This window comes from Cytobacillus sp. NCCP-133, assembly GCF_026011715.1.
In the GTDB taxonomy this organism is placed as follows: domain Bacteria; phylum Bacillota; class Bacilli; order Bacillales; family Cytobacillaceae; genus Cytobacillus.
In genome coordinates this window covers 83,517-106,095 of sequence record NZ_BRVM01000006.1, presented here as the reverse complement: position 1 = coordinate 106,095, position 22,579 = coordinate 83,517, and the positions used below count along the sequence as shown (strand labels likewise).

Annotated in this window: 23 protein-coding genes and 1 riboswitch; of the genes, 16 read left to right on the top strand and 7 right to left on the bottom strand. The window is 42.4% G+C overall.

All coding sequences use genetic code 11. The annotated features are described in order from the left end of the window. Window positions 1-179 precede the first annotated feature (179 nt). Window positions 180-1,352, top strand: a complete 1,173-nt coding sequence (gene rodA, locus NCCP133_RS09635; protein WP_264804719.1) for a rod shape-determining protein RodA — start codon at window positions 180-182, stop codon at window positions 1,350-1,352. Window positions 1,353-1,389: 37 nt separating this feature from the next. Here the strand turns inward: rodA and NCCP133_RS09630 are convergent, their stop codons facing one another. From NCCP133_RS09630 to NCCP133_RS09615, 4 genes are all read right to left on the bottom strand, one after another. After that, complete coding sequence (locus NCCP133_RS09630; RefSeq protein WP_264804718.1) at window positions 1,390-2,448, bottom strand: Ger(x)C family spore germination protein; 1,059 nt, start codon at window positions 2,446-2,448, stop codon at window positions 1,390-1,392. Beyond that, window positions 2,445-3,554, bottom strand: a complete 1,110-nt coding sequence (locus NCCP133_RS09625; RefSeq protein WP_264804717.1) for a GerAB/ArcD/ProY family transporter — start codon at window positions 3,552-3,554, stop codon at window positions 2,445-2,447. The genes NCCP133_RS09630 and NCCP133_RS09625 overlap by 4 nt, the downstream gene beginning before the upstream one ends. Window positions 3,555-3,617: 63 nt before the next feature. Beyond that, window positions 3,618-5,111: a spore germination protein gene (locus NCCP133_RS09620; protein ID WP_264804716.1), complete on the bottom strand. Its 1,494-nt coding sequence runs from the start codon at window positions 5,109-5,111 to the stop codon at window positions 3,618-3,620. Between the two features lie 241 nt (window positions 5,112-5,352). Continuing rightward, window positions 5,353-6,321 carry an ABC transporter substrate-binding protein gene (locus NCCP133_RS09615; protein ID WP_264804715.1) on the bottom strand — a complete coding sequence of 323 codons (969 nt, stop codon included), beginning with the start codon at window positions 6,319-6,321 and terminating at the stop codon, window positions 5,353-5,355. A gap of 286 nt (window positions 6,322-6,607) precedes the next feature. Here NCCP133_RS09615 and NCCP133_RS09610 point away from each other — a divergent pair, with 286 nt between their 5' ends. The 5 genes from NCCP133_RS09610 to NCCP133_RS09590 all read left to right on the top strand — a co-directional run bounded on the left by NCCP133_RS09610 (window position 6,608) and on the right by NCCP133_RS09590 (window position 10,573). After that, window positions 6,608-7,612 (top strand): FecCD family ABC transporter permease, encoded by a 1,005-nt coding sequence (locus NCCP133_RS09610; RefSeq protein ID WP_264804714.1) that lies wholly within the window; start codon window positions 6,608-6,610, stop codon window positions 7,610-7,612. Beyond that, window positions 7,609-8,664, top strand: coding sequence for a FecCD family ABC transporter permease (locus NCCP133_RS09605; RefSeq protein WP_264804713.1), 1,056 nt, complete (start codon window positions 7,609-7,611; stop codon window positions 8,662-8,664). Before NCCP133_RS09610 ends, NCCP133_RS09605 begins: the two co-directional genes overlap by 4 nt. 73 nt (window positions 8,665-8,737) lie before the next feature. Further along, window positions 8,738-9,562 (top strand): ABC transporter ATP-binding protein, encoded by an 825-nt coding sequence (locus tag NCCP133_RS09600; RefSeq protein ID WP_264804712.1) that lies wholly within the window; start codon window positions 8,738-8,740, stop codon window positions 9,560-9,562. Beyond that, entirely contained in the window at window positions 9,559-10,317 is a 759-nt protein-coding gene (locus NCCP133_RS09595; protein WP_264804711.1) for an IucA/IucC family C-terminal-domain containing protein, read from the top strand. The genes NCCP133_RS09600 and NCCP133_RS09595 overlap by 4 nt, the downstream gene beginning before the upstream one ends. A gap of 4 nt (window positions 10,318-10,321) precedes the next feature. Next, window positions 10,322-10,573, top strand: a complete 252-nt coding sequence (locus NCCP133_RS09590) for a YusU family protein (RefSeq protein WP_264804710.1) — start codon at window positions 10,322-10,324, stop codon at window positions 10,571-10,573. Window positions 10,574-10,855: 282 nt separating this feature from the next. Here the strand turns inward: NCCP133_RS09590 and NCCP133_RS09585 are convergent, their stop codons facing one another. From NCCP133_RS09585 to NCCP133_RS09575, 3 genes are all read right to left on the bottom strand, one after another. Beyond that, entirely contained in the window at window positions 10,856-11,209 is a 354-nt protein-coding gene (locus NCCP133_RS09585; RefSeq protein WP_264804709.1) for a spore coat protein, read from the bottom strand. A gap of 27 nt (window positions 11,210-11,236) precedes the next feature. Next, window positions 11,237-11,509, bottom strand: coding sequence for a hypothetical protein (locus NCCP133_RS09580; RefSeq protein WP_264804708.1), 273 nt, complete (start codon window positions 11,507-11,509; stop codon window positions 11,237-11,239). A gap of 223 nt (window positions 11,510-11,732) precedes the next feature. Further along, entirely contained in the window at window positions 11,733-11,864 is a 132-nt protein-coding gene (locus NCCP133_RS09575; protein WP_214724073.1) for a YuzL family protein, read from the bottom strand. Between the two features lie 299 nt (window positions 11,865-12,163). On the opposite strand from NCCP133_RS09575, the gene NCCP133_RS09570 reads away from it, so the two are divergent. From NCCP133_RS09570 to NCCP133_RS09525, 10 genes are all read left to right on the top strand, one after another. Further along, window positions 12,164-14,545: a 3-hydroxyacyl-CoA dehydrogenase/enoyl-CoA hydratase family protein gene (locus NCCP133_RS09570; RefSeq protein ID WP_264804813.1), complete on the top strand. Its 2,382-nt coding sequence runs from the start codon at window positions 12,164-12,166 to the stop codon at window positions 14,543-14,545. A gap of 251 nt (window positions 14,546-14,796) precedes the next feature. After that, entirely contained in the window at window positions 14,797-15,972 is a 1,176-nt protein-coding gene (locus NCCP133_RS09565) for an acetyl-CoA C-acetyltransferase (RefSeq protein ID WP_264804707.1), read from the top strand. 69 nt (window positions 15,973-16,041) lie between these two features. Next, window positions 16,042-17,826 (top strand): acyl-CoA dehydrogenase family protein, encoded by a 1,785-nt coding sequence (locus tag NCCP133_RS09560; protein ID WP_264804706.1) that lies wholly within the window; start codon window positions 16,042-16,044, stop codon window positions 17,824-17,826. Between the two features lie 269 nt (window positions 17,827-18,095). Beyond that, window positions 18,096-18,455: an arsenate reductase family protein gene (locus tag NCCP133_RS09555; protein WP_264804705.1), complete on the top strand. Its 360-nt coding sequence runs from the start codon at window positions 18,096-18,098 to the stop codon at window positions 18,453-18,455. A gap of 90 nt (window positions 18,456-18,545) precedes the next feature. Further along, window positions 18,546-18,929, top strand: a complete 384-nt coding sequence (gene gcvH, locus NCCP133_RS09550; RefSeq protein ID WP_264804812.1) for a glycine cleavage system protein GcvH — start codon at window positions 18,546-18,548, stop codon at window positions 18,927-18,929. Window positions 18,930-19,066: 137 nt separating this feature from the next. After that, on the top strand, window positions 19,067-19,306 hold the full coding sequence (locus NCCP133_RS09545; RefSeq protein ID WP_264804704.1) for a YusG family protein: 240 nt from the start codon (window positions 19,067-19,069) through the stop codon (window positions 19,304-19,306). 264 nt (window positions 19,307-19,570) lie between these two features. Next, window positions 19,571-19,924: a toprim domain-containing protein gene (locus tag NCCP133_RS09540; protein ID WP_264804703.1), complete on the top strand. Its 354-nt coding sequence runs from the start codon at window positions 19,571-19,573 to the stop codon at window positions 19,922-19,924. A gap of 10 nt (window positions 19,925-19,934) precedes the next feature. Then, window positions 19,935-20,240 (top strand): thioredoxin family protein, encoded by a 306-nt coding sequence (locus NCCP133_RS09535; RefSeq protein WP_264804701.1) that lies wholly within the window; start codon window positions 19,935-19,937, stop codon window positions 20,238-20,240. Window positions 20,241-20,573: 333 nt separating this feature from the next. Then, a complete protein-coding gene (locus tag NCCP133_RS09530; protein ID WP_264804700.1) occupies window positions 20,574-20,912 on the top strand; it encodes a hypothetical protein in 339 nt (112 codons plus the stop codon). 53 nt (window positions 20,913-20,965) lie between these two features. Next, window positions 20,966-21,067, top strand: a riboswitch (SAM riboswitch). A 109-nt stretch (window positions 21,068-21,176) separates the two neighbouring features. Further along, a complete protein-coding gene (locus tag NCCP133_RS09525) occupies window positions 21,177-22,493 on the top strand; it encodes an O-acetylhomoserine aminocarboxypropyltransferase/cysteine synthase family protein (protein WP_264804699.1) in 1,317 nt (438 codons plus the stop codon). Window positions 22,494-22,579 lie beyond the last annotated feature (86 nt).

The following is a 22,579-nucleotide window of genomic DNA, read 5'->3' as shown; positions in this document are numbered from 1 at the left end:
TTCGCTTTTAGAAGTTGTGATTTATCTCTATAAAAAATATAATGAAGTATTGTAGCGAGGAATATTGGGAGGCCTTCATAGGACAATGCCTTGCCATTATTTGAAGCTTCGCCTTATTCCGTTATGCCTGACAGAAGTAACGAAAGGCAAATGGTTTTTGTTTTTAAAGGAGAATGATCATGACCTCGAATCGGTATACACCTCCTAAGCTTGATTGGGGCTTAGTGTTAATATTGATGCTTTTGTTCTTAGTGAGTGCGATTTCAATTTATAGCGCCCAGACAACGGGACAATATACGGAGAATTTCCTGCTGAAGCAGATTGTCTGGTATTGCGTTGGAACAGTCATCATCGCAGCTGTTATTACATTGGACTCTGATCAATTAAAGAAGATTTCCTGGTATGTCTACAGCCTAGGCATCTTACTTCTGGGATTTTTGATCGTTGCGCCAAGCAGCATTGCTCCTGTCATCAATGGAGCTAAAGCATGGTATAAGGTGCCTGGAATGGGTTCCCTGCAGCCAGCCGAACTTGTTAAAGTTTTTATTATCCTTGTTCTGGCCAAAACAATTGATGAGCATCATCAAAAAAACGTCATTAAAACCGTGCAGACCGATTTATGGCTGCTTATAAAGCTGGTTGGGTTAACCATCGTCCCGCTCCTGCTTGTCATGCAGCAGCCGGATTTGGGGACAAGCCTTGTTTTCCTGGCGATTATGCTTGGCATGATCTTTATATCCGGAATCAGCTGGAAGCTGCTGGCTCCTATTTTTGGGATAGGGGCAGCATTCGCCGGCACGATCCTTTATTTCGTTCTTTGGCATCCTGATATTCTTGAGAAATATTTAGGGGTTAAGGAATATCAATTTGCGCGTATTTACTCATGGATTGATCCTTATAATTACCAAAGCTCTACAGGATTCCAGCTCACACGCTCTCTCCTTGCCATTGGCTCAGGGGAAACGAGCGGAAAAGGGTATGGGACGAGGGAAGTCTATCTGCCGGAAAGCCATACAGACTTTATCTTTAGTATCGTAGGGGAAGAATTTGGGTTTGTAGGGGCAAGCATTGTTGTCAGCCTTTTCTTTTTGCTGATTTACCATATTACCAAAATTGGAATGGAAACCAAAAATAACTTTTATACTTATATTTGTGTGGGAGTCATCAGCATGGTTACCTTCCATGTCTTTCAGAATATCGGCATGACGATCGGTCTTTTGCCGATTACCGGGATTCCCCTTCCATTCATCAGTTATGGAGGGAGTTCATTGATGGGGAATATGCTGGCGATGGGGCTCATCTTTTCAATCCGGTACCACTATAAAAAATATATGTTCTCGACAAGTGATTAAACAGAAAGAGCGGATACCCAATGGCCCGCTCTTTACTCTATTCAATAACGCCTGTTTCTTCAATAAGAACATCGCTCGTAACGTTAAAGTCCATATTTTTATAATCATCTTCCCACTTTTTAAAATCAAAGTTCCTCGTTTGGGTCTTTTTCATACGCCCTAGTCCAATTGGATCTATTTCTAGTTTTTGGAATTTTTTTAGGAGTTTTAAGGTTTCCCTTTCAATTTCTTTTTCCAGGCCTTTCTCAATCTTTTTTATGACTTCTTGGGTTAATGTTTTTCCGGTATATTCCCGAATCACACCCCTGATTGTTATTTTAATGTTTGTTTTCTTATCCAGAATTGAGATCTTACGCTTAGATCTAATACTTTTTACAGCAGCAAGATCACCACCTGGCAATTTAACCTCAAAGTTTCCTTCACTGTACTTATCAACCAGCAATTTAAAAAAAAACATTTTTTCGACAGGAAGAACATCGACTTCTTTATCTCCTTGAAATAGGCTTATCCCAGATACCTCCACTTTATCATTGCTAATTTTTTTGATCTGCGGGAAAAAAGGGTCTTCTCCTTTTTGATAAAAGTCTCTCATTGTAAGGTGAAGATTTGTATAAGGAATGTCATGATGTTCTATATTATGCTCGATAAGGTTATAGATATAGGTTGAATTGCCCCTTGAACCATAGTTGCCTTCTAATACCTCTTCAGCTTTTTCTTCCGCAGTTAATATAAACAATCTGGCTCCGATGCTCGCATCTCTTTGGAATGAATCGACCAGATCATAAATTCCTTTTTCCGAAATATCAGGACCGAAAATAGCGAGCTTTAATCCTCCAGTGACAACAGGCTCAGACGTTTGCTTGGAAACATCCAAAATGAGATCTTTGCGCAACAAGCCATTGCCGCTATAAGTACGATTTATCACACTTTTGTCAGTCTGGAATTCCTGAAAGAGTATCGTGCCTCGATAGGTATCTTCCGACCCCTCTAATAAGTCATAGCCTACAGCCACTTCAATATTAATATCATCAATGATTTCTTTATCGACGCATCCCGTGAGAAGGACCGCAAGAAAAAATATGGCCAGCTTTTTCATTGCTTTTTCACCTTCCTTTTCTGCATAAACTTCTTGGCGATCTTAACGGCTGCAAACAGCAGGGGGATATAAATAAAGGTAAAAGCAAAACCCATTTTTCCAATATAGTCATTCAGCGTGTTTATTTTCTCGCGCGTATTCAGGAAATTAATTAAAATCAGAACGGCTCCTACGATAAAAAACACGCCGATTTTTTGCCTGATATTAAATATTCTTTTGATCAGACGGGAAGCAATCCAAATGGAAATGCACACGTTTGGCAGAATAATCAAGTTCCAGTTAGCGATCCCAATATATTCGAATCGTTCCACAAAGGGCATCTCTACTATTTTCCACATCGTTAAAGTTGCCCAAATTTGCTTCTGGAGCTGGTCCTCCGCAAAATACGAAAAAGTAATGATTGCTAATACCGTATAGATGAGAGTAGTCGTCAATACAGCTAAATGGGCCCATTTTTGCGATTTCTTTGGCTCTTTAATAAAAGGATAACAGAATAGTATGATCTCAAATCCAATAAACGTAAGTGATGTGTGATAAGAAGCTGTCAGCAGCTCTTTAATGGTATGGTCCCAAATAGGCAAAAGATTAGATAAATTGGAGAATTTGACGGCCCATCCAAATGTAAAAAGTAAATAAGCAGGGAGGACTACCCCGAAGAAAGCCGTTCCAACCACGGTCCGAAATCCGCCAAAAATGATATATACACAGAGAAGCAAAAATCCAAAGGTGAACCAGAATGTACTTAGCTCCGGAAACATCCACACCTGGATCACTTCAATAAATGTCCGGATGACTGTTAAGCTATATAAGATAAAATAGCCGATGAAAATAACACTGAGCGCTTTGCCAAAGAAACTCCCGGCAAGATATTTATGGGCTGTAACAATGTCTCCATTAACGGTTTCGCCAATTTTATACATCATCCACACGATGACATGGATGCCTACCCCGATAAATAGAATGGATATCCAGGCATCATAGCCAGCATCCATCGCGATAATGCGCTGATAACCCAAAACCCCGATTCCGATTTGCATGGACATGATCAAATAAAACACTAAAAAAGGGGAAATTTTTAATCTGTCGGGCACTGTCTGCTCCTTCATCTGGTTCACCTCCGTTCCACGCTTGTTAACTGATGATGATTCATCTGGAACTGCACTTTCGTGTTATTCATCAATATCCTGTTTCTCTTCAGCTTTTTTCTTGCTGAAGCGGAAAGGGTTTTTGGTTCTTAAGTAAAGAGGCCTCTTGGATTGCTTTTCAAATGGGAGCCTGATCAGCGCATCCTTCATATCTGTCACCCGAGGCGGATAGAGCGGCTCAAGAAAAGGCCTTCCAAGTGACGTAAGCCGGATTAAATGGGTCAGCAGGATACAGAAACAAAACACGATTCCAAGCAGACCCCAAAGCTCCGCAAAAAATAGGAAAGGGAACCGAAGCAAACGGATTGTGTTGCCCATTCTGTATACCGGCGTTGTGAAGGAGGCAAGAGCGGCAAGGGCCACGATAATCAGGAGGACGTTACTTGTGAGTCCGGCTTCTACCGAAGCCGTCCCGATCACAATCCCGCCCACGATGCCGATTGTCTGGCCAACCTTTGTAGGCAGCCGGGCTCCTGCCTCGCGCAGCAGTTCAATCGTCAGTTCCAAAAACAGTGCTTCAAGAATAGGAGGGAGGGGAATTTCCCTCCTTGACGTAATTAAAGTGTTCATCAAATCTTTTGGAATCAGCTCATAATGATAAGACAAAGTTGCTACATAAATAGGTGTGACAAGAATCGAAAAGGCAACCGCAAATAAACGGATCAACCGGAAAAAAGACGATAATAGCCAATTTAAAAAATAATCTTCAAAAGAACTAAAAAACTCAACAAGAGTAGTTGGTGTAATCAAGACATGCGGCGACCCATCGACTACTATCGCAATTTTCCCCTCAGCCAAAATTCCGGCCACCCGATCTGGCCTTTCAGTATCAAGAAGCTGCGGAAAAGGAGAGTTGGAGTTATCCGAAATTAGCTGCACAATATAGGAACTGTCGGTTATCGCGTCAAATTTTACATTCGTTAACCGCTGCCTGACAGTATTTACGTTATCTTCGTTTGTGATGTTTTCCATATACATCATGGCTATGCTGGTTTTAGATAAGCTGCCAAGAGTGAACTCTTCGATGATTAGCTCTTTTACCGGAAGACGCTTACGGATTAAATTCAAATTTTGCCCGAGAGACTCTACAAATGCTTCCTTTGGTCCAATAACGGAAAATTCAACTTCAGGCTGACTGATTCCCCTGACAATTTCTTTTTGTGCCGCTATAAAGCCAAAATGCTTCATCTCTGTTTCAACGGTAAGCATCACATAGCCGTTCATTAACTTCTGTTCAATCAAAGACGGATCATCGCAAATTTGGACATCGGCAACCGGCACCAGCTGTTTAATGTCTTCAATTTCCCGAAACTCATCTTCCAGCAAATTTGGGAGGATGCCGTCCTGAATAATATTCTCATCTACTAAAGTAGCCATGAACGTAAGACAAAAACGGATGTTCGTTTTTTGGTTATAGTAAAAGATTTTCTTAAAGTCTTTGGATTTTATAAAGGATTGCTCCCATTCTTTATGTTTAACATCTTCTTTAATACGCTTGTTTTTCAACCATCTTTTCATAGGAAAATCACCATCATTTTCGGCATTAAACTTATTGTTGCCGGTTTTGGAAATCTTATGAATGGAAGGCAATAAAAAAGAGGCCCATTTGGCTGAATGAATAAGAAAAAGGGAAGAGAGCATTCAATTAGGGAGGAAAATTTTTATATCCATGAAAAAAGAGCCTGCAGATGCAGGCTCTTTTATTTTATATATGAGCTCTCATAAAAGAGGGGGTATTATGGGAGCGCAATCACTATCGTTATTTAACCAGATGCTTCTCGATGTCATCCAGCAGCAGGTTTGCAGCAATGACGCCGCCTGCTGTATTCCAGATGGTGTCGCTTACTTTGTAAACTTTGCCTTCCTGGGCAACTTTCAGATTTTTGAATAACGGATCTTCAATCCATTCTTTTTCAAGCTGGCTTGCTTTGTCATCGCCTGTTTCATACGTGAAGTAAAATAGGACATCTCCATCCATGGCAGGAATGCGTTCTTTGGTAGCATTCTTTTCGGCAAAATCATCTACATTCTGGCTTTCAGGACGGGCAAGGCCGATTTGGTCAAGAATGACACCAGAGAAGGAATCTTTATGATAGATGCGGACATCGCCTGCCATAAAACGGACAATTGAAACTTCCTGGTTTAATTTATCGCCAAGGCTTGTTTTAATTTCTTCAATGCGGCTGTCATAATCCGCAATGACTTTGTTGCCTGCTTCTTCTTTATTGATTGCCTTTGCATAAAGCTCGAAGTTTTCCTTCCAATTACCGCGCAATGTTTCGGCAAAAATGGTAGGGGCTATCGAGTTTAATTGATCGTAGATTTTTTCCTGGCGCATTTTGTTTCCGATAATGAGATCCGGCTGAAGCGCAGCGATGGCTTCAACATTCACTTCACTTTCTGTTCCTACAACCTGAACATCCTTCATCTGATCAGCGATATGCTCGTACCAAGGATCGCCTGTCCAAGACTGAACAGCTCCGACTGGGGTTACACCCATTGAAAGAAGAGCTTCTGTTCCTTCATTTGTAAGAATCACGACTTTTTCAGGTGTTTTTTCAAGTGTAGTTGTCCCCATTGCGTGCTCCACTGTATAGCTTGTATCTTCTGTTTTGTTTCCTTCGTTTTCTTTTTCAGCTGTCTGATCTTCTTCATTGTTATTCCCGCAGGCTGCAAGGAAGAGAATTGCTAAAACTGAAAACATTGCAAGTAATGATTTTAATCTCATAAGTGCTTCCTCCATTATGTATTGTTAATGATAATCATTTTCATTTGACATCTTTATCTTAATTTGAATTCAAAAGGATGTCAATAGACAAATGAAAATCATTTTCAATTATTTAAATTAACACTTTGGAAGACTAAAATGATCCAAAATCAGGTCACTAATCTGAACATGTTTAATTACCAATGAAAATGATTTTCAAACTCATTGACAGCATTTGAGCTGTACAATAGACTAAAATTGTAAAAGAAAGATCTTATTAAATATAGAAGCAAGAAAGGTTTACATTATGTTATTAAAAACGAACTCCATGAGGTGGGCAGGGCTTGTTTTGGCTATGCTGCTGCTATTAGTATTAATGTCTTTCAGCATTGTATACGGATATACGGACACAACGTGGAAGATAGCAATTGATGCGTTTACAGAATTTGATGGATCCAATGAACATATTATTATACAATCTGTCCGCCTTCCAAGGGCATTGATTGCTGCAGCAGTTGGGGCAAGCCTGGCAATAGCGGGAGTGTTGCTTCAGACTTTGACTAAGAATCCGCTTGCTGCACCTGAAATATTTGGAATTAACGCCGGGGCAGGCTTCGCAGTGGTTATAGCGGTATCACTGTTTTCGATAAGCAGTCTGCAGTTTTTCACATGGCTTTCTTTTTTAGGAGCGGCTCTTTCCTTTATCTTTGTCTACATTATCGGCTCGATCGGCAGAGAAGGACTGACTCCTATGAAGCTCACACTTGCCGGTGCAGCGATGAGCGCCATGTTTGCATCTATGACACAAGGATTCTTAGTGTTAAATGAAACAGACCTTGAGCAAGTCCTTTTCTGGCTTGCAGGCTCTGTATCGGGCCGGAAGCTTGAAACATTAATCACTGTGCTTCCGTATTTCACTGCCGGCTGGATTTTTTCCATGATAATTGCCGGTAAAATGAATGTCCTTTCTATGGGTGAAGATGTTGCAAAGGGATTAGGATTAAAAACGGGAATGATCAAACTTGGTGCAGGCATCATTGTTGTTCTTCTATCTGGGGGGGCAGTAGCTGTTGCAGGGCCGATCGGTTTCCTTGGGATCGTCATCCCTCACCTTACCCGTGCGATTGTAGGCATAGACCACCGCTGGGTCATCCCTTTTTCTGGCCTGTTTGGCGGGATGCTCCTGCTATCAGCAGATATCGCAGCAAGATATATCATCATGCCTCAGGAAGTTCCTGTTGGGGTTATGACGGCTGTTATTGGAACTCCTTTCTTTGTGTACATTGCCAGAAGGGGGTTCAATCAATCATGAAAAAATATGATAATCTCCGCCTACTTGGCGGCAAAGTTTCATTTTTAATCGACCGGAGGGCACTTGCCATATTCCTTCTACTTACGGCTGCTGCGGCTGGCGTTTTTGTAATCAGTACTGGAACAGGTGATATGAAAATCAGCCCCCTTAAAGTTGTGCAAGTCTTTTTTGGCGGAGGCTCGGATATGGAGCGGCTGATTATTCAGTCCTTCAGGCTTCCAAGAATTATCATCGCCCTTTTGGTGGGAATATCACTTGCTGTTGCGGGCGGCATCCTTCAGGGGATGATCAGGAATCCGCTGGCTTCACCGGACATTATTGGGATAACAGGCGGTGCCTCTGTAGCAGTTGTCGGTTTTTTAGCCTTTTTTAGTGATGAAAATAACGCATTAACCGTAAGTATTAATTGGATGCCGCTTGCAGCATTTGGCGGTGCTGCAATTGTCGCTTTTCTAGTCTATTTCTTAGCCTATAAAAATGGAGTATCACCGATTCGCCTTGTTTTGATCGGAATTGGGATTGCGAGCTTAATGAAGGCACTGACTACTTTAATGATGGTTTTTGGCCCGATTTATCAGGCAAGCCAGGCGAATATCTGGATCACAGGAACTGTATACGGCTCTAACTGGGGAAATGTCGCGATCTTAGTGCCATGGACGCTTATCCTTCTGATCCTGGCCTTTGTTTTAGCCAGAAATGTAAATGTTCAGGAACTCGGGGATGACGTTGCTACAGGCGTCGGCAGTACTGTCCAAAAACACCGATTTCTGCTGCTGATGGTAAGCACAGGATTGATAGGGGGAGCTGTTGCATTCGCAGGCGGAATCGGTTTCGTTGGCTTAATGGCACCGCACATGGCCCGAAGGCTCGTTGGTTCAGCTTTCGGTGCTTTGCTGCCTGCTTCCGCTTTAATCGGAGGTATCCTCGTAATGGCAGCCGATCTAATCGGAAGAACGTTATTTTCCCCGCTGGAAATCCCGGCAGGCGTTTTTACAGCCAGCATTGGTGCACCGTATTTTATTTATTTGCTTTTTAAAACAAGGAACTCATAAGCTTGAAACTCGTACGGAACAAGTAACTGGATAGTCTATAGATATAAATATTTTTTAAAAGGAGAGGGCGCACATGACAACAGGGCAAGCGATCGCAACAAAGGATTTAACACTGTCATATGGAGATACCATTATCATTAATGAGCTGAACTTGGAAATCCCTAAAGGCGAAATTACGGTTTTTATAGGTGGAAATGGCTGCGGTAAATCTACTTTGCTCAGGTCCATTGCCCGGCTCTTAAAGCCAAAGTCAGGTGCTGTATTATTGGAAGGGGAGGCCATTGCCCGGCTTTCCACAAAAGATGTCGCCCGAAAAATGGCTATTTTGCCGCAATCTCCTTCTGCTCCTGAAGGCCTGACAGTGCTCCAGCTTGTAAAACAAGGGCGGTATCCTTACCAGACCTGGCTGAAGCAATGGTCAACAGAAGATGAACTGAAAGTCAAAAGTGCCCTGAGAGCTACTGGCATGGAAGAATTAAAGGACCGTACTGTAGATTCCTTATCTGGAGGCCAGCGCCAAAGAGCATGGATTGCCATGACATTGGCCCAGGATACGGACACCATTTTACTCGATGAGCCGACGACTTATTTGGATATGACCCATCAAATTGAAATTCTCGATTTGCTGTTTGAACTAAACGAGAAAGAGCAGCGTACAATTGTGATGGTGCTTCACGACCTTAATCTAGCCTGCAGGTATGCACATAATATTGTCGCGATAATGGACCAAAGAGTCTTCGCCCAGGGCAAGCCCGAACATGTCATTAATTGCGGATTAGTGAAAAATGTATTTGGCATGGAGTGTGAAGTTACCATCGACCCATTATTCGGCACCCCGCTTTGCATTCCTTACGGCAAAGGCAGATGCATCCTAAAAGGGGAGGGAATTTTGGGATGATGGTGCTGACGGAAAAGCAAGCAGAAGCGCTGCAGCTGTTCAGGCTTGCTGATCATGAAAGCCCTTCTTTTTCGATAGAAGTGACTGATCTGCTGGATCCCGGAAAAATAAGGGGATATCTTCAGCAGGTAAAACAGCTAATTGGTGCCAATGATGAAAAAACAGCTGCTTCCATACTGATTAAAAGATATGCCTTTCTTCCTGTGATTTTTTTATATAGCATGACTTCCTGGAACTTGAAACTAGACATATCGCATGAGAACCTGGTAATGGAAAGCAGGGAAAAGAACGGACTGTGGCTTCCAAATTTTCGGTTTAAAAAGCTTATTGGAGAAAGAGCCGGAAAAAATAGGGACCAGTGGCGGGAAGAGGTGATTCGCACTTTATTTAGCGAGCATGTTTTTCCAATCGTGGACTGTGTCGCAAAGGAAGCGAGGATTTCCAAGCTGATTCTCTGGGAAAATATCGCCATTTATGTATATTGGCTGTATGAAACCATCATGCCAAAAGAAACAGCAGTGGCCAAACAGGCTGTTAAAGATTTTAAATTCATCATCGAAGAGGCCTCTTGTGAGGTATTTGGCGGATATCATGCCAACCCGCTCGGGCGTTTTTATAATGAAAAAATCTTTATGGAAAACAAAGAGAACATGATCAGGCCAAGAAAAACATGCTGCTTTTCTTATTTGACTGATAGTGGTAAACGCTGCGGCCCTTGTCCTCTAACTTGCAGGAACAGAAAAAAGGAGGAATAGGAGAATGAATGATAAATTAAAAGGTCAGCTTGACGGCCTGCTGGAAAAATATACGGAACTCCTTATCGGCGAGACCAACCCGGAACTAAAGGACAAGGTTGAAGCATGGGCACTATACTCCTTTATTGCCAAATCCATGCCCCCTTTAGCGAAGCATTGGAATGATACATATCCGGATGCAAAAGAGGAAATGAAAGCTCTTATTGCTGAAATCAAGATGATGAATGAAGAAATGAGAAGCAAAAAAACACAATAAAGATGTGAAAGAGTAGTACATGTTTTTTTTTTGCAATTATTTGCAAGAAACCGCTACAAGGATTGCAGCGGTTTCTTGTTTATAATATCAGAATATGTATCTCTTTGAACTTACAGAACTGTCTAGCTGCAGGCGCCTACCTCCCTCGAGGTCACAAACTTGTCTAGTTTCGGCTCCTAGGGACTCGGGATCATAATCCAATCCCTTCCAGAAGGAAAAAACACCTTCTGGAAGGGATTGTCTAATGCTTGTCGGGGGAGGTCAAGGTGCCTTGCGCTTTTCTTATTGCATTTGTCCATTTCCATACGGAAACTGACTGGAATAACCTTGGAATTGCTGATAGGATTGCTGTAGCTTTTGCTGGTCAGCTGCTTCCACCTTGTACCAGCCTTTTCTGAACATAAGATTATAAAGCTCTCTTTGCTGATTTTGCGTTTCATTGAACACTGTCAGCATGTCCTGGTAAAGGCTTTGGTGGCTTGCTTCATTCATGGCAACAGAATAGGCATTTGTCATCCATTTCTCCATTGCCAGCAAATCGTTTGAAAAGTCCCGGTCATTCATTTGCGGGGTTTTATTAACCTGAGTTTCAGAGTTTTGAATGGTATTTTGATTTTGGTTCTGATTTTGATTCATTATAATCTCCTTCAATATTTATTTTTCTTATTGCATTCCCATAAAGCTTTGCTGATTCTGCTGATTTAAATGGGTAAGCAGCTGCTGATAATGACGCTGATGCATTTGCCCACACTGTTCGAAATGAGTCTTCAGCTCCTGATCCTGACACTGCTGGGCATAAAAATGAGCCTTTTTAAAAGCAAGAAGGTTCCAGGAAAGCATATCTGTTAAGTACAGAGAATCCTTAGTGGAAACAACGGCAGGCGGCTGCTGCATAATGCCCTGCTGGTTTTGCATGTTCATATTTTGCTGTTGCATAGAAAACCCTCCAATTTAGTATTGTTAACCGCAAATATATAAAGCGACACAGGGAATAAAAGCACTTTTATTCGAACATATCTTTCCTCTGAAAAACCTCGGTTATTCTTAAGGAAAGAATTTGAAGATTTACCCTATGTACATAATGGAAAGAGGCTGGCAGCAGCCAGCCCAATAAGCAAGCAAGTTATATTTAATTTACGCTTTTAAATCCTACTCTGAATTAACGTTTGTATTGATTGTTTTGGCTGTTCCTCTTTTTGGGGCCTTGTCTTTCAACAGTTGGTCCCGCATCGCCCTGAACACTTGCTGCACTGACTCCAGCCCTCGATGGATCCTTTTTCATTTTGCCCATCTTTTTTCACCTCCATTACAATCAACTTCTGATTGCAGACTGATACGTCCGGCAACAGAAGCTTCTTTTATAGGATGTCCCAAAACAATCTGTATCATTTCTCCCAAAAGTCCCTGCGGCCTTCAAAAAAATTCAAAACATTTTCAAATTTTTCCGATTAAAATCATTGCGTAAATTTTGCAAATATTTTATAGTTATAACTAACAGGACTCATTCAGATCAGATCAGATCAGATGAATATTTTTTTGGGAATAAAATGAATGATTGTTCATTCAAAAATAAAGGGGGAAATAAAGTTGATCCAACAAATTAAAAAGGCTGCTGTTTTGGGCTCCGGTGTAATGGGTTCAGGAATCGCTGCCCACCTGGCTAATATCGGAATACCAACATTATTGCTCGATATTGTACCTCGTGAATTAACGGATGCTGAAAAAGCAAAAGGACTTACCCTTGAAAATCAAGCGGTGCGCAATCGATTAAGTGAGGGCAACCGCCAAAAACTATTGAAGCAAAAACCGGCTCCGCTTACATCCAAAAAGAATCTTGCGCTGATTGAAGCTGGCAATTTTGAAGATGATATGGAACGCATTAAAGATGTGGATTGGGTAATCGAAGTGGTTGTAGAAAATTTAAACATAAAGAGACAGGTTTTTGAAAAAGTGGACCAGTACAGAAAGCCTGGAAGCATCATCAGTACCAATACTTCGGGTATTTCTGTTGAAGCTATGTCGGAAGGGCGTTCAGAGGATTTCCAGAAGCACTTCCTTGGCACCCATTTCTTCAATCCTCCGCGATACTTAAAGCTTTTAGAAATAATCCCCGCTAAGAATACTGCTCCTGAAGTGATTACATTCATGAAGCAGTTCGGAGAAGATGTACTGGGCAAGGGCGTTGTAGAAGCAAAGGATACGCCAAACTTTATTGCAAACCGGATTGGCACATACGGTCTTCTGGTAACCGTTCAGGAAATGCTGAAGGGCGGCTATAGTGTCGGCGAAGTAGATTCCGTTACAGGACCGCTGATCGGAAGGCCAAAAAGCGCCACTTTCAGAACGCTAGATGTAGTTGGCCTTGATACATTTATACACGTCGCAGGGAACGTTTATGAGCAAGTGGAAGGAAAAGAAAAAGAAGTATTTGAAGTGCCTGGCTTCATGAAAGCCATGCAGGAAAAAGGCTGGCTTGGAAGCAAGTCCGGACAGGGATTCTTTTTGAAAAAAGGAAAAGAAATCCTTGAACTTAATCCTGAAAGCTTGGAATACGGTTCTCGCAAAAAGCTTAAAACGGCATCAGTAGAAATGAGCAAACAGGAAAAAGGAACTGCCGGAAAGTTGAAGGCGCTTGTATATGCGGATGACCGCGCAGGCGGGCTTTTATGGAATATCCTTAGCCCGGCACTGCTTTATTCTGCTCAATTGCTAGGCGAAATTGCAGATGATCTCACTGCGATAGACCGTGCCATGAAATGGGGCTTCGGATGGGAGCTTGGCCCATTTGAATCATGGGATGCTATCGGGGTAGAAAAGTCTGTTCAGAAAATGGAAGAAGCAGGTGAAGAAGTCCCTGCATGGGTTAAAGAGATGCTCGAAAAAGGCTTCACCTCATTCTATAAGGAAGAGGATGGGCTCAAGTATTTCTATCTTAACGGCGAATATAAATTAATCGAAGAAAATCCAAAAGTAATCAATCTTAAGCAGCTCAAAAAGCAAAAGGGAGTCATTAAAAAGAATACTGGTGCAAGCCTTATTGACATAGGTGATGGCGTTGCCCTACTGGAATTCCATTCACAAAGCAATGCGATCGGACTAGATATTATCCAAATGATCAATTTTGCAGTTGATGAGGTGGAGAAACATTACAAAGGCCTTGTCATTGGAAATCAGGGCAAGAACTTCTGTGTCGGCGCCAACTTGGGAATGATCCTGTTGGAAGCGCAAGATGACAATATTTACGAACTGGATATGGTCGTCCGCCAATTCCAGAATGCCATGATGAAAATCAAATACAGCTCGAAGCCTGTTGTTGCTTCTCCATTCGGAATGACACTTGGCGGAGGGACAGAGGTTTGCCTGCCTGCAGCGCATATCCAGGCTTCCAGCGAAACTTATATGGGTCTTGTTGAAGCAGGAGTTGGTCTGATTCCAGGCGGAAGTGGCAACAAGGAGCTATATATTAAGCACCTTGAAAGCCTGCCTAATGGTATAGAATTTGATCTTCAAAAGGTTGCCAATAAAGTATTTGAGACGATTGCCATGGCGAAAGTATCTACATCCGGTGAAGAAGCACGCGATCATAGCTTCCTGAATCCTGCTGATGGCATTAGCGTAAACGGAGACCACCTTCTCTACGATGCGAAGCAGGCTGTGCTTGCTCTACATGAAAAAGGCTACAAGCCTCGTGTCCGCAAAAAAGTGCCAGTCGTCGGGGAAACTGGCTATGCCACATTGCTGCTTGGCGCACACGCCATGTTCCAATCCGGCTATATTTCAGAGCATGACCTGAAAATCGCAAAAAAGCTCGCGTATGTCCTTGCTGGCGGTAAAGTGCCGTATGGAACGGAAGTAGATGAGCAATACTTGCTTGATTTGGAAAGGGAGGCATTCTTAAGCCTTGTTGCTGAGCCAAAATCACAGCAGCGTATGCAGCACATGCTTTTAAAAGGGAAGCCATTGCGCAACTAATTAAATAGATTAAAACATTTATCGCAGTTTAACAGGCAGTAAGCCGCCAAATAGAAACTAGGAGAATCGGGACTGAATTGCGGGGCGTAATTGCCCGTATAAGCCCGAAAGAGGAACTCAGACTAAATTCAGCACATCCTGTAGCAACGTCTGAGTGACCCGCATCGTGCGGGCCTCGATTAACACTCAGCCTCAGCGGGAAAAAAAACCCTCTGTGTGAAGTCTCACTTTATAGAAAGAGAGGGAATAGAATGAGAGAAGCTGTAATTGTTGCAGGTGCTAGAACACCGGTCGGCAAAGCAAAAAAAGGTACCCTTGCAAATGTAAGGCCGGATGATTTAGGTGCGCTTGTTGTAAAGGAAACATTGAAACGTGCAGGAAATTATGAAGGAAATATCGATGACTTAATCATTGGCTGTGCCATGCCCGAAGCAGAACAGGGCTTGAATATGGCGAGGAATATCGGAGCTCTTGCTGGACTTTCCCACGAGGTTCCGGCAATTACAATCAACCGGTATTGCTCTTCAGGCTTGCAGTCAATCGCTTATGCTGCCGAAAAAATTATGATCGGCCATGCCGATACCATCATTGCCGGCGGAGCGGAATCGATGAGCCTTGTACCGATGATGGGGCATGTGGTCCGCCCGAACGCCAAATTGGCGGAAACAGCGCCTCAATACTACATGGGAATGGGACATACAGCTGAAGAAGTGGCTAAAAAATATGGCATCTCACGACAGGACCAGGATGCTTTTGCGGTTAGAAGCCATCAAAATGCTGCGAAGGCAATCCAGGATGGCCGATTTGCAGATGAAATTGTTCCTGTTGATGTCACGTTACGATCTGTCGGAAAAGATAATAAGATTACAGAAAAAACACTCCAGTTCAGCCAGGATGAAGGGGTTCGCCCGGATTCTACCGTTGAAACGCTAGGAAAGCTGCGCCCTGCCTTCTCGGTAACGGGTACAGTCACAGCAGGGAACTCTTCACAAACAAGTGATGGGGCAGCCGCAGTCATGGTAATGGACCGTGAAAAAGCTGAATCATCAGGCTTGCAGCCAATGGCTACATTCAGAAGTTTCGCAGTCGGCGGAGTGCCTCCTGAAATCATGGGTGTAGGGCCGGTGGTAGCCATTCCCAAAGCACTTAAGCTAGCAGGGCTTGAGCTTTCCGACATCGGTTTGTTCGAACTGAATGAAGCCTTCGCATCACAATCACTTCAGATTATCCGTGAGCTGGGCTTGGATGAAGAAAAAGTGAATGTTAACGGCGGAGCCATTGCGCTTGGACACCCGCTTGGATGTACAGGTGCAAAGCTGACACTTTCTCTTATTCATGAAATGAAGCGCCGCAAACAGCAATTCGGAGTTGTCACCATGTGCATTGGAGGCGGAATGGGAGCAGCTGGAGTCTTTGAGCTTTTATAATTCATAAAAAATTCATGGAGTAACGCCTCTGCAGGCTTTCTCCTCAATATAGAATGGAGGAACATGAAAATGTCAAATCAAACTGAAAACCTAATTAAAGGCGGAAGCTTTTTAATTGAAGATGTTTCCTATGACCGTGTGTTTACACCAGAGGATTACACGGATGAACAGGTTATGATTGCGAAAACCACAGAAGACTATGTTGTGAATGAAGTAGTTCCGCAAATCGAACATCTAGAAAATCATGAGTTTGACCGTTCAGTTAAATTATTGAAGCAAGCAGGCGAACTAGGCCTTTTAGGAGCAGACGTTCCGGAAGAGTACGGCGGACTTGCATTGGATAAAGTAAGCTCAGCATTAATCGCTGAAAAAATGGCGCGTGCCGGCGGATTTTCAATCTCACATGGTGCCCATGTAGGGATTGGTTCACTGCCGATCGTTCTATTCGGTAACGAAGACCAAAAACAAAAGTATCTTCCAGCCTTGGCTACGGGCGAAAAGCTCGCTGCATATGCATTGACTGAACCCAGCTCAGGCTCAGACGCTCTAGGGGCAAAAACGACTGCCAAGCTGAATGCTGAAGGCACTCACTATGTATTAAATGGCGAAAAGCAATGGATTACAAATGCAGGCTTCGCAGATGTATTTGTGGTGTATGCAAAAATTGATGGAGAGTATTTCTCCGCGTTCATCGTAGAAAGAGAATTCCCTGGTGTATCTGTAGGGGCAGAAGAAAAGAAAATGGGAATCAAGAGTTCATCAACACGCACTTTAATTCTTGAAGATGCGCAGGTGCCAAAAGAAAACCTGCTTGGAGAATTTGGCAAAGGCCATGTCATTGCCTTTAACATCTTAAATATCGGCCGCTACAAGTTAGGTGTAGGTGCAGTCGGCGGCGCCAAACGCGCATTCGAATTAGCTGCACAATACGCAAACCAGCGACAGCAGTTCAAAACGCCAATTGCACAATTCAACTTGACGAAAGAAAAATTTGGAACGATGGCTTCGAAAATCTATGCAGCGGAAAGTGCAGTTTACCGTACAGTAGGCTTATTCGAAGACCGTATGAGCAAGCTTACTGATGAAGAAGTGAAAGACGGGAAAGAAGTGGCCAAATCCATCGCGGAATATGCAATTGAGTGTTCGATGAACAAGTACTTCAACACGGAAGTCCTTGACTATGTGGTAGATGAAGGCGTTCAAATTCATGGCGGATATGGTTTCATGGCTGAATATGAAATCGAAAGAGCCTACCGGGACTCCCGCATTAACCGTATTTTCGAAGGGACAAACGAAATCAACCGTCTATTGGTTCCAGGCACATATCTTCGCAAAGCATTAAAAGGGGAACTTCCATTATTCCAAAAAGCTCAAGCGCTGCAGGAAGAGCTCATGATGATGATGCCTGAAGAGCCTGGCGATGAGCCATTGGCACAGGAAAAATATTTAGTGAAAAATGCGAAGAAGATTGGCTTGCTTGCTGCGGGGTTAGCGGCCCAGAAGTACGGCAAGGCTCTTGATAAAGAACAGGAAATCCTAGTAAATATTGCTGACATCATTTCAAATGCATATGCAATGGAATCCGTTGTTCTTCGTACAGAAAAGGCCATTGAAAAAGCTGGCCTTGAAAAGAGTAAGCAAAAGCTTCTTTATACTCAAATCTTCTGTCAGGAAGCTTTCAACAAAATCGAGCAGGATGCAAAAGAAACGCTTGTTGCAGTAGAAAATGGTGATGCCCTTCGCATGATGATGTCTGCTCTTCGCAAATTTACGCGCCACACACCTATTAACGTGATCGCGAAAAAGCGCGAAGCTGCTGAAAAGCTAATTGACGCTGAACGTTTCGCAGTTTGATTGTAATCTGGCTCCCTTCTTTGTGAAGGGGGCATTTATTTTAGGTAATTGTTTGCTTAAATCTCTTCTTTAAACTTCGAAGCATCACGGAATATGAGCACTAGATTTTTTATAGTTAGAAATTTATTCACCTGCAGGAACTTATAGAAAAATGTCGAATATAAAATGGTGAATCAATGTTATGCTTTGTCATCCATTTATGGTAGTATTCAATTAAAAGGCAGCAAATTTTTAAAAGCCTGGATATGTTAACATGGATGGTGAAAAAAATGGCGTTGACTTTTTACTGGTATCCCAAATGCGGGACATGCCGGAAGGCCAGGAAATGGCTTGATGAACATAACTTGTCTTATGAAGAAGTACATATCGTTGAGAATCCGCCTTCAGGAAGCGAGCTTAAAACGCTTTATCAAAACAGCGGATTGGAATTAAAAAAGTTCTTTAATACGAGCGGCCAGAAATATAGGGAGCTTGGTTTGAAGAACAAGGTAAAAACCTCTTCAGAGGAAGAACTGCTTGACATTCTTGCAACAGACGGCATGCTGATCAAGCGACCGCTTCTGACAGATGGCCAAAAGGTAACTGTTGGATTTAAAGAAGAGGATTATGAAAAGGCATGGCTGTCCTAAGGGAGCATCTGGGTGCTTAAGGCCATCATGAATGATGAGATCGATTTTTACGATCATAAATTGGCATTTAAAAAAATGGAGGGATACATTATGAGCACACCAAAAGAATTACGTTATTCAGAAGAGCATGAGTGGGTAAAGACAGAAGATGGAAAAGTCCGCATCGGGATCACGCATTTCGCGCAATCAGAGCTTGGGGACATCGTATTCGTCGAGCTGCCTGAAGCAGGTGACGAGTTAACAGTAAACGAGCCTTTCGGCAGTGTTGAATCTGTTAAAACCGTTTCTGAACTATATGCGCCTATTAGCGGAAAAGTTGTTGAAATCAATGAAGACCTGAATGACAATCCTGAGTTCGTTAACGAATCTCCATATGAAAAAGCCTGGATGGTTGTAGTGGAGCCATCCGATATGAGTGAAATTGAGAAGTTAATGACTGCTGATCAATACGAGGAAATGACAAACGAAGAATAAAAAGCAGAAAAAGCCGGTTCATTAGAAGCCGGCTTATTATTTTGGCAGCCGAAAACTGCTGGCTTTAATTGCTATTTTTCTTTTATCGAGATCGGGCAAAACTATGAGTACCAAAAGGTATGAAAGGATGGGTCACCGTGTCATTGAAGCAGCAAAAAATAGATATTACAGACCGGGTTGTAGGCAAACTGAAAAATGAACACATAGAGCTTTATCTCGAAAATGAAAAAATTGGAGAAATTAGTCTGCCTGAAGGTTTTTCTTTTAAACTGGAACATCACTTTGAAACAGACCAGCAAAAAATTTATCAGAACGTTTCTGTAACAGACCAGGCGCAAGAGCGCTATACGGACTGTGACGAAGGCGGATGGTGTTAAATTTTCTAAACAGCGGGAGCTTTTCCGCTGTTTATTTAATAGGCTAAAGCAATAAAGGAATAGCATAGATTAGAATAAACTAAACACCACTATTTTTGTTAAGAGCATTTCACGAGTAATCATGAACTAAATCAGCAAGTTCCCTTCATCAAAATGGGCAGGATATACACACCCTAATCTCGAATATTGAATATATTAGGATAAAAACCAATGGTTTTAGAATTAACATTTCAGCTTTAAAATAACTCCTTTCAGGTGATGATGATGAATGAGGCAATTCCGGAAAAGGTTATTATTGTTGAAGGTAAGTCAGATAAGACAAAAGTTAAGACTATTATAAGAGAACCAGTTGAAATTATTTGTACAAACGGGACAATCAGCATTACGAAATTGGACGAATTAATTGACACACTATTTGATAGGAATGTATATATATTGGTGGATGCCGACTCGGCCGGGGAAAAGCTAAGAAAGCAATTTAAAAGGGAATTTCCCGAGGCGGTGCATCTATATATCGACAGGATGTACAGGGAAGTTGCAACAGCTCCTGAGCATCATCTAGCAACGGTGCTGCTTGGAGCGAACATTGATGTTTATACACAGTATTTAGATAGATAAGGATGATAAAATGCAGGAATGGTCGCGCCAAGAGATAGAGGAAACGGTAAAAGGGAAAAAAAGCGCTCTCTTATATCTGTATACACCTATGTGCGGAACCTGCCAGATGGCAGGCAAGATGCTGGCTGTGGCAGCCGAACTGCTGCCGCATCGGGAAATAGGGAAAGCTGATTTAAATTATATGCCGGAAATCGCTGAACAGTGGGGAGTTGAAAGTGTCCCCTGCCTCATCATCTTTAAGGAAGGAAACGTATACGAAAAGCTCTATGCATTTCGGTCTGTTCCATACCTATTGGAAAAAATCAGAAATAGTTAGCGCTGGCGGCACGCGAAAGCAGCTCATACAAGAACCTGGTGAACATACGCCTGGTTTTTTGCTGTGTAAAAATAGCCTTTAAAAATATTCGAATTACATGACCAGATAGGAGTACTCTACTTGTTCTTTATCTTCAGAAGCCATAAAAAGATAAAAAATGCAAGACCGGCCGTTATAGCAATATGATCCGACATATTTCCCGAGAAATGAAAGACAATCAGATAGAAAAACAGGTATTGTCTTTTTTTTTGGCCGTATTTGTCGAACTAAAATTAAAGGACTGTGCCCTTTTTATATATAAAAAAAGAGAAACCCATTCTGCGAGGTGAGTCTATGGAAGGTTTAGCAGATGTATTAGTCAGGGAGGCGCAAACGAAAGGCCATGTTGGCTATTTATTAAGAAATTCAACTTTTTCTATGCTGATCCTGGCCGGAAATAAAAACATCCCGCTTCTTATTTCGAATGGGGCAATCAAGAAGGCTAGCCGTGTGAAAAATTTTGATATCATCATGACTGGTTCCGAAGAAACCGTGCTTTCAGTTATAGCAGGCAAGAAAAAACTGAGAGAGGCAATGCTGCAAAAGGATATAGCATTAGACACGACTTTCCGAAAAAAACTGCTGCTTGAATCACTCTTCTGTCTGGGGAAGTTTTCTTATGCAAATCCTTGACCATTTTTTCTTTCATATGATAATATCACTTTAACATTAAAATTAACTGAATATTCTTATCGAGAGCGGCGGAGGGACTGGCCCGATGAAACCCGGCAACCGGTAATTTACACGGTGCTAAATCCAGCAGAGCAAATGGCTCTGAAAGATAAGAAGAGATGATACAGCCCTCTTCTTGTGAAGAGGGTTTTCAGCTTTTCTATAGAAAAGTTTAAAGATCCGCTGGTTGATTTTAATAAAATTTAAAATAGAGGAGAGAAAAAGATGACTGACAAACAAAAAAGCTACCGTTTTGAAACAATTGGCGTACATGGCGGGTTAAATCCTGATCCTGTTACAGGAGCAAGAGCTGTTCCGATTTATCAAAATAACGCCTATCAATTTAAAAATACGGACCACGCGGCAGATCTGTTCGCCTTGAAGGAGCCAGGTTATATTTATAGCCGGATCCATAATCCGACTGTAAGTGTATTTGAAGAAAGAGTAGCCCTGCTTGAAGGGGGAGTCGGTGCATTGGCTCTTGCCAGCGGCCAGTCTGCCATTACACTTGCAATCCTCAATATAGCGGAAGCTGGCGATGAGATTGTTGCTGCGTCCAACCTATATGGCGGTACCTATAATTTGTTTGCGGTCACTCTTCCTAAGTATGGAATCAATGTAAAATTGGTGGATCCTGAAGATCCGGAGAACTTCCGGAAGGCGATTACAGATAAAACGAAAGCTATTTTTGCTGAAACGATTGGGAATCCGAGTTTGAAGGTCCTTGATATCGAAAAGGCCGCTGCTGTTGCTCATGAAAATGGTTTACCGCTTATTATAGATAACACATTTGCGACACCTTATCTATGCAGGCCAATTGAGCATGGAGCTGATATTGTTATACACTCTGCTACGAAATGGCTGCTTGGGAACGGCACAACAATGGGCGGAATTATTGTAGACGGAGGGAGGTTTGATTGGAACTCACCCAAGTTCCCTGGTTTTACAGAGCCAGATCTAAGCTATCATAACATTGTATATAGTGAGGCAATTGGTGCAGCTGCTTATATCATTAAAGCCCGGGTGCAGCTTTTAAGAGATTTGGGGCCTGCAATGAGTGCGCAAAGTGCATTCCAATTTACACTGGGACTTGAAACATTGCATGTGAGAATGAAGGAGCATATTGCCAATACCAGGAAAGTGGTTGAATATTTGGAAGCTCACCCTTCCGTAAATTGGGTGCTTTACCCTGGCCATGAAAGCCACCCGGATAAACCATTAGCAGATAAATACTTGCCTAAAGGAGCAGGTGCTGTGGCTGTGTTTGGAATTGCGGGAGGCAGAGAAGCAGGTGCAAAACTGATTAATAATCTTCAGCTTTGGGCTCATGTAGCCAATGTCGGGGATGCGAAGAGCCTGATCATCCACCCCGCTAGCACAACTCACCAGCAGCTGGATGAGGAAGCTCTAAAGGCGGCCGGTGTCCGTGAAGATTTAATTCGAATCTCGATCGGCATTGAGAATGTGGAGGATTTAATCGAGGACCTCGAACAGGCGATAGAAGCTGCTACAGGTGTCACATCGCTTACGGCAAAAGCCTAATGCAGACAAAAAATATTTCCATTCATTTTTTTGGAAAAGTTTAATCATTTGTCGTTGACACCTTTTTAATCGCTATGATACGATAG

Bases quoted from the DNA above. Each gene is read 5' to 3' on its own strand.
- NCCP133_RS09600 (WP_264804712.1), top strand. From the start codon at position 8,738: ATGACAACAGGGCAAGCGATCGCAACAAAGGATTTAACACTGTCATAT.
- NCCP133_RS09530 (WP_264804700.1), top strand. From the start codon at position 20,574: ATGGAAGGTTTAGCAGATGTATTAGTCAGGGAGGCGCAAACGAAAGGC.
- NCCP133_RS09590 (WP_264804710.1), top strand. From the start codon at position 10,322: ATGAATGATAAATTAAAAGGTCAGCTTGACGGCCTGCTGGAAAAATAT.
- NCCP133_RS09575 (WP_214724073.1), bottom strand. From the start codon at position 11,864: ATGGGCAAAATGAAAAAGGATCCATCGAGGGCTGGAGTCAGTGCAGCA.
- NCCP133_RS09595 (WP_264804711.1), top strand. From the start codon at position 9,559: ATGATGGTGCTGACGGAAAAGCAAGCAGAAGCGCTGCAGCTGTTCAGG.
- NCCP133_RS09625 (WP_264804717.1), bottom strand. From the start codon at position 3,554: ATGAAGGAGCAGACAGTGCCCGACAGATTAAAAATTTCCCCTTTTTTA.
- NCCP133_RS09560 (WP_264804706.1), top strand. From the start codon at position 16,042: ATGTCAAATCAAACTGAAAACCTAATTAAAGGCGGAAGCTTTTTAATT.
- rodA (WP_264804719.1), top strand. From the start codon at position 180: ATGACCTCGAATCGGTATACACCTCCTAAGCTTGATTGGGGCTTAGTG.
- NCCP133_RS09605 (WP_264804713.1), top strand. From the start codon at position 7,609: ATGAAAAAATATGATAATCTCCGCCTACTTGGCGGCAAAGTTTCATTT.
- NCCP133_RS09535 (WP_264804701.1), top strand. From the start codon at position 19,935: ATGCAGGAATGGTCGCGCCAAGAGATAGAGGAAACGGTAAAAGGGAAA.
- NCCP133_RS09630 (WP_264804718.1), bottom strand. From the start codon at position 2,448: ATGAAAAAGCTGGCCATATTTTTTCTTGCGGTCCTTCTCACGGGATGC.
- NCCP133_RS09610 (WP_264804714.1), top strand. From the start codon at position 6,608: ATGTTATTAAAAACGAACTCCATGAGGTGGGCAGGGCTTGTTTTGGCT.
- NCCP133_RS09555 (WP_264804705.1), top strand. From the start codon at position 18,096: ATGGCGTTGACTTTTTACTGGTATCCCAAATGCGGGACATGCCGGAAG.
- NCCP133_RS09540 (WP_264804703.1), top strand. From the start codon at position 19,571: ATGAATGAGGCAATTCCGGAAAAGGTTATTATTGTTGAAGGTAAGTCA.
- NCCP133_RS09580 (WP_264804708.1), bottom strand. From the start codon at position 11,509: ATGCAACAGCAAAATATGAACATGCAAAACCAGCAGGGCATTATGCAG.
- NCCP133_RS09565 (WP_264804707.1), top strand. From the start codon at position 14,797: ATGAGAGAAGCTGTAATTGTTGCAGGTGCTAGAACACCGGTCGGCAAA.
- NCCP133_RS09585 (WP_264804709.1), bottom strand. From the start codon at position 11,209: ATGAATCAAAATCAGAACCAAAATCAAAATACCATTCAAAACTCTGAA.
- NCCP133_RS09615 (WP_264804715.1), bottom strand. From the start codon at position 6,321: ATGAGATTAAAATCATTACTTGCAATGTTTTCAGTTTTAGCAATTCTC.
- NCCP133_RS09525 (WP_264804699.1), top strand. From the start codon at position 21,177: ATGACTGACAAACAAAAAAGCTACCGTTTTGAAACAATTGGCGTACAT.
- gcvH (WP_264804812.1), top strand. From the start codon at position 18,546: ATGAGCACACCAAAAGAATTACGTTATTCAGAAGAGCATGAGTGGGTA.
- NCCP133_RS09620 (WP_264804716.1), bottom strand. From the start codon at position 5,111: ATGAAAAGATGGTTGAAAAACAAGCGTATTAAAGAAGATGTTAAACAT.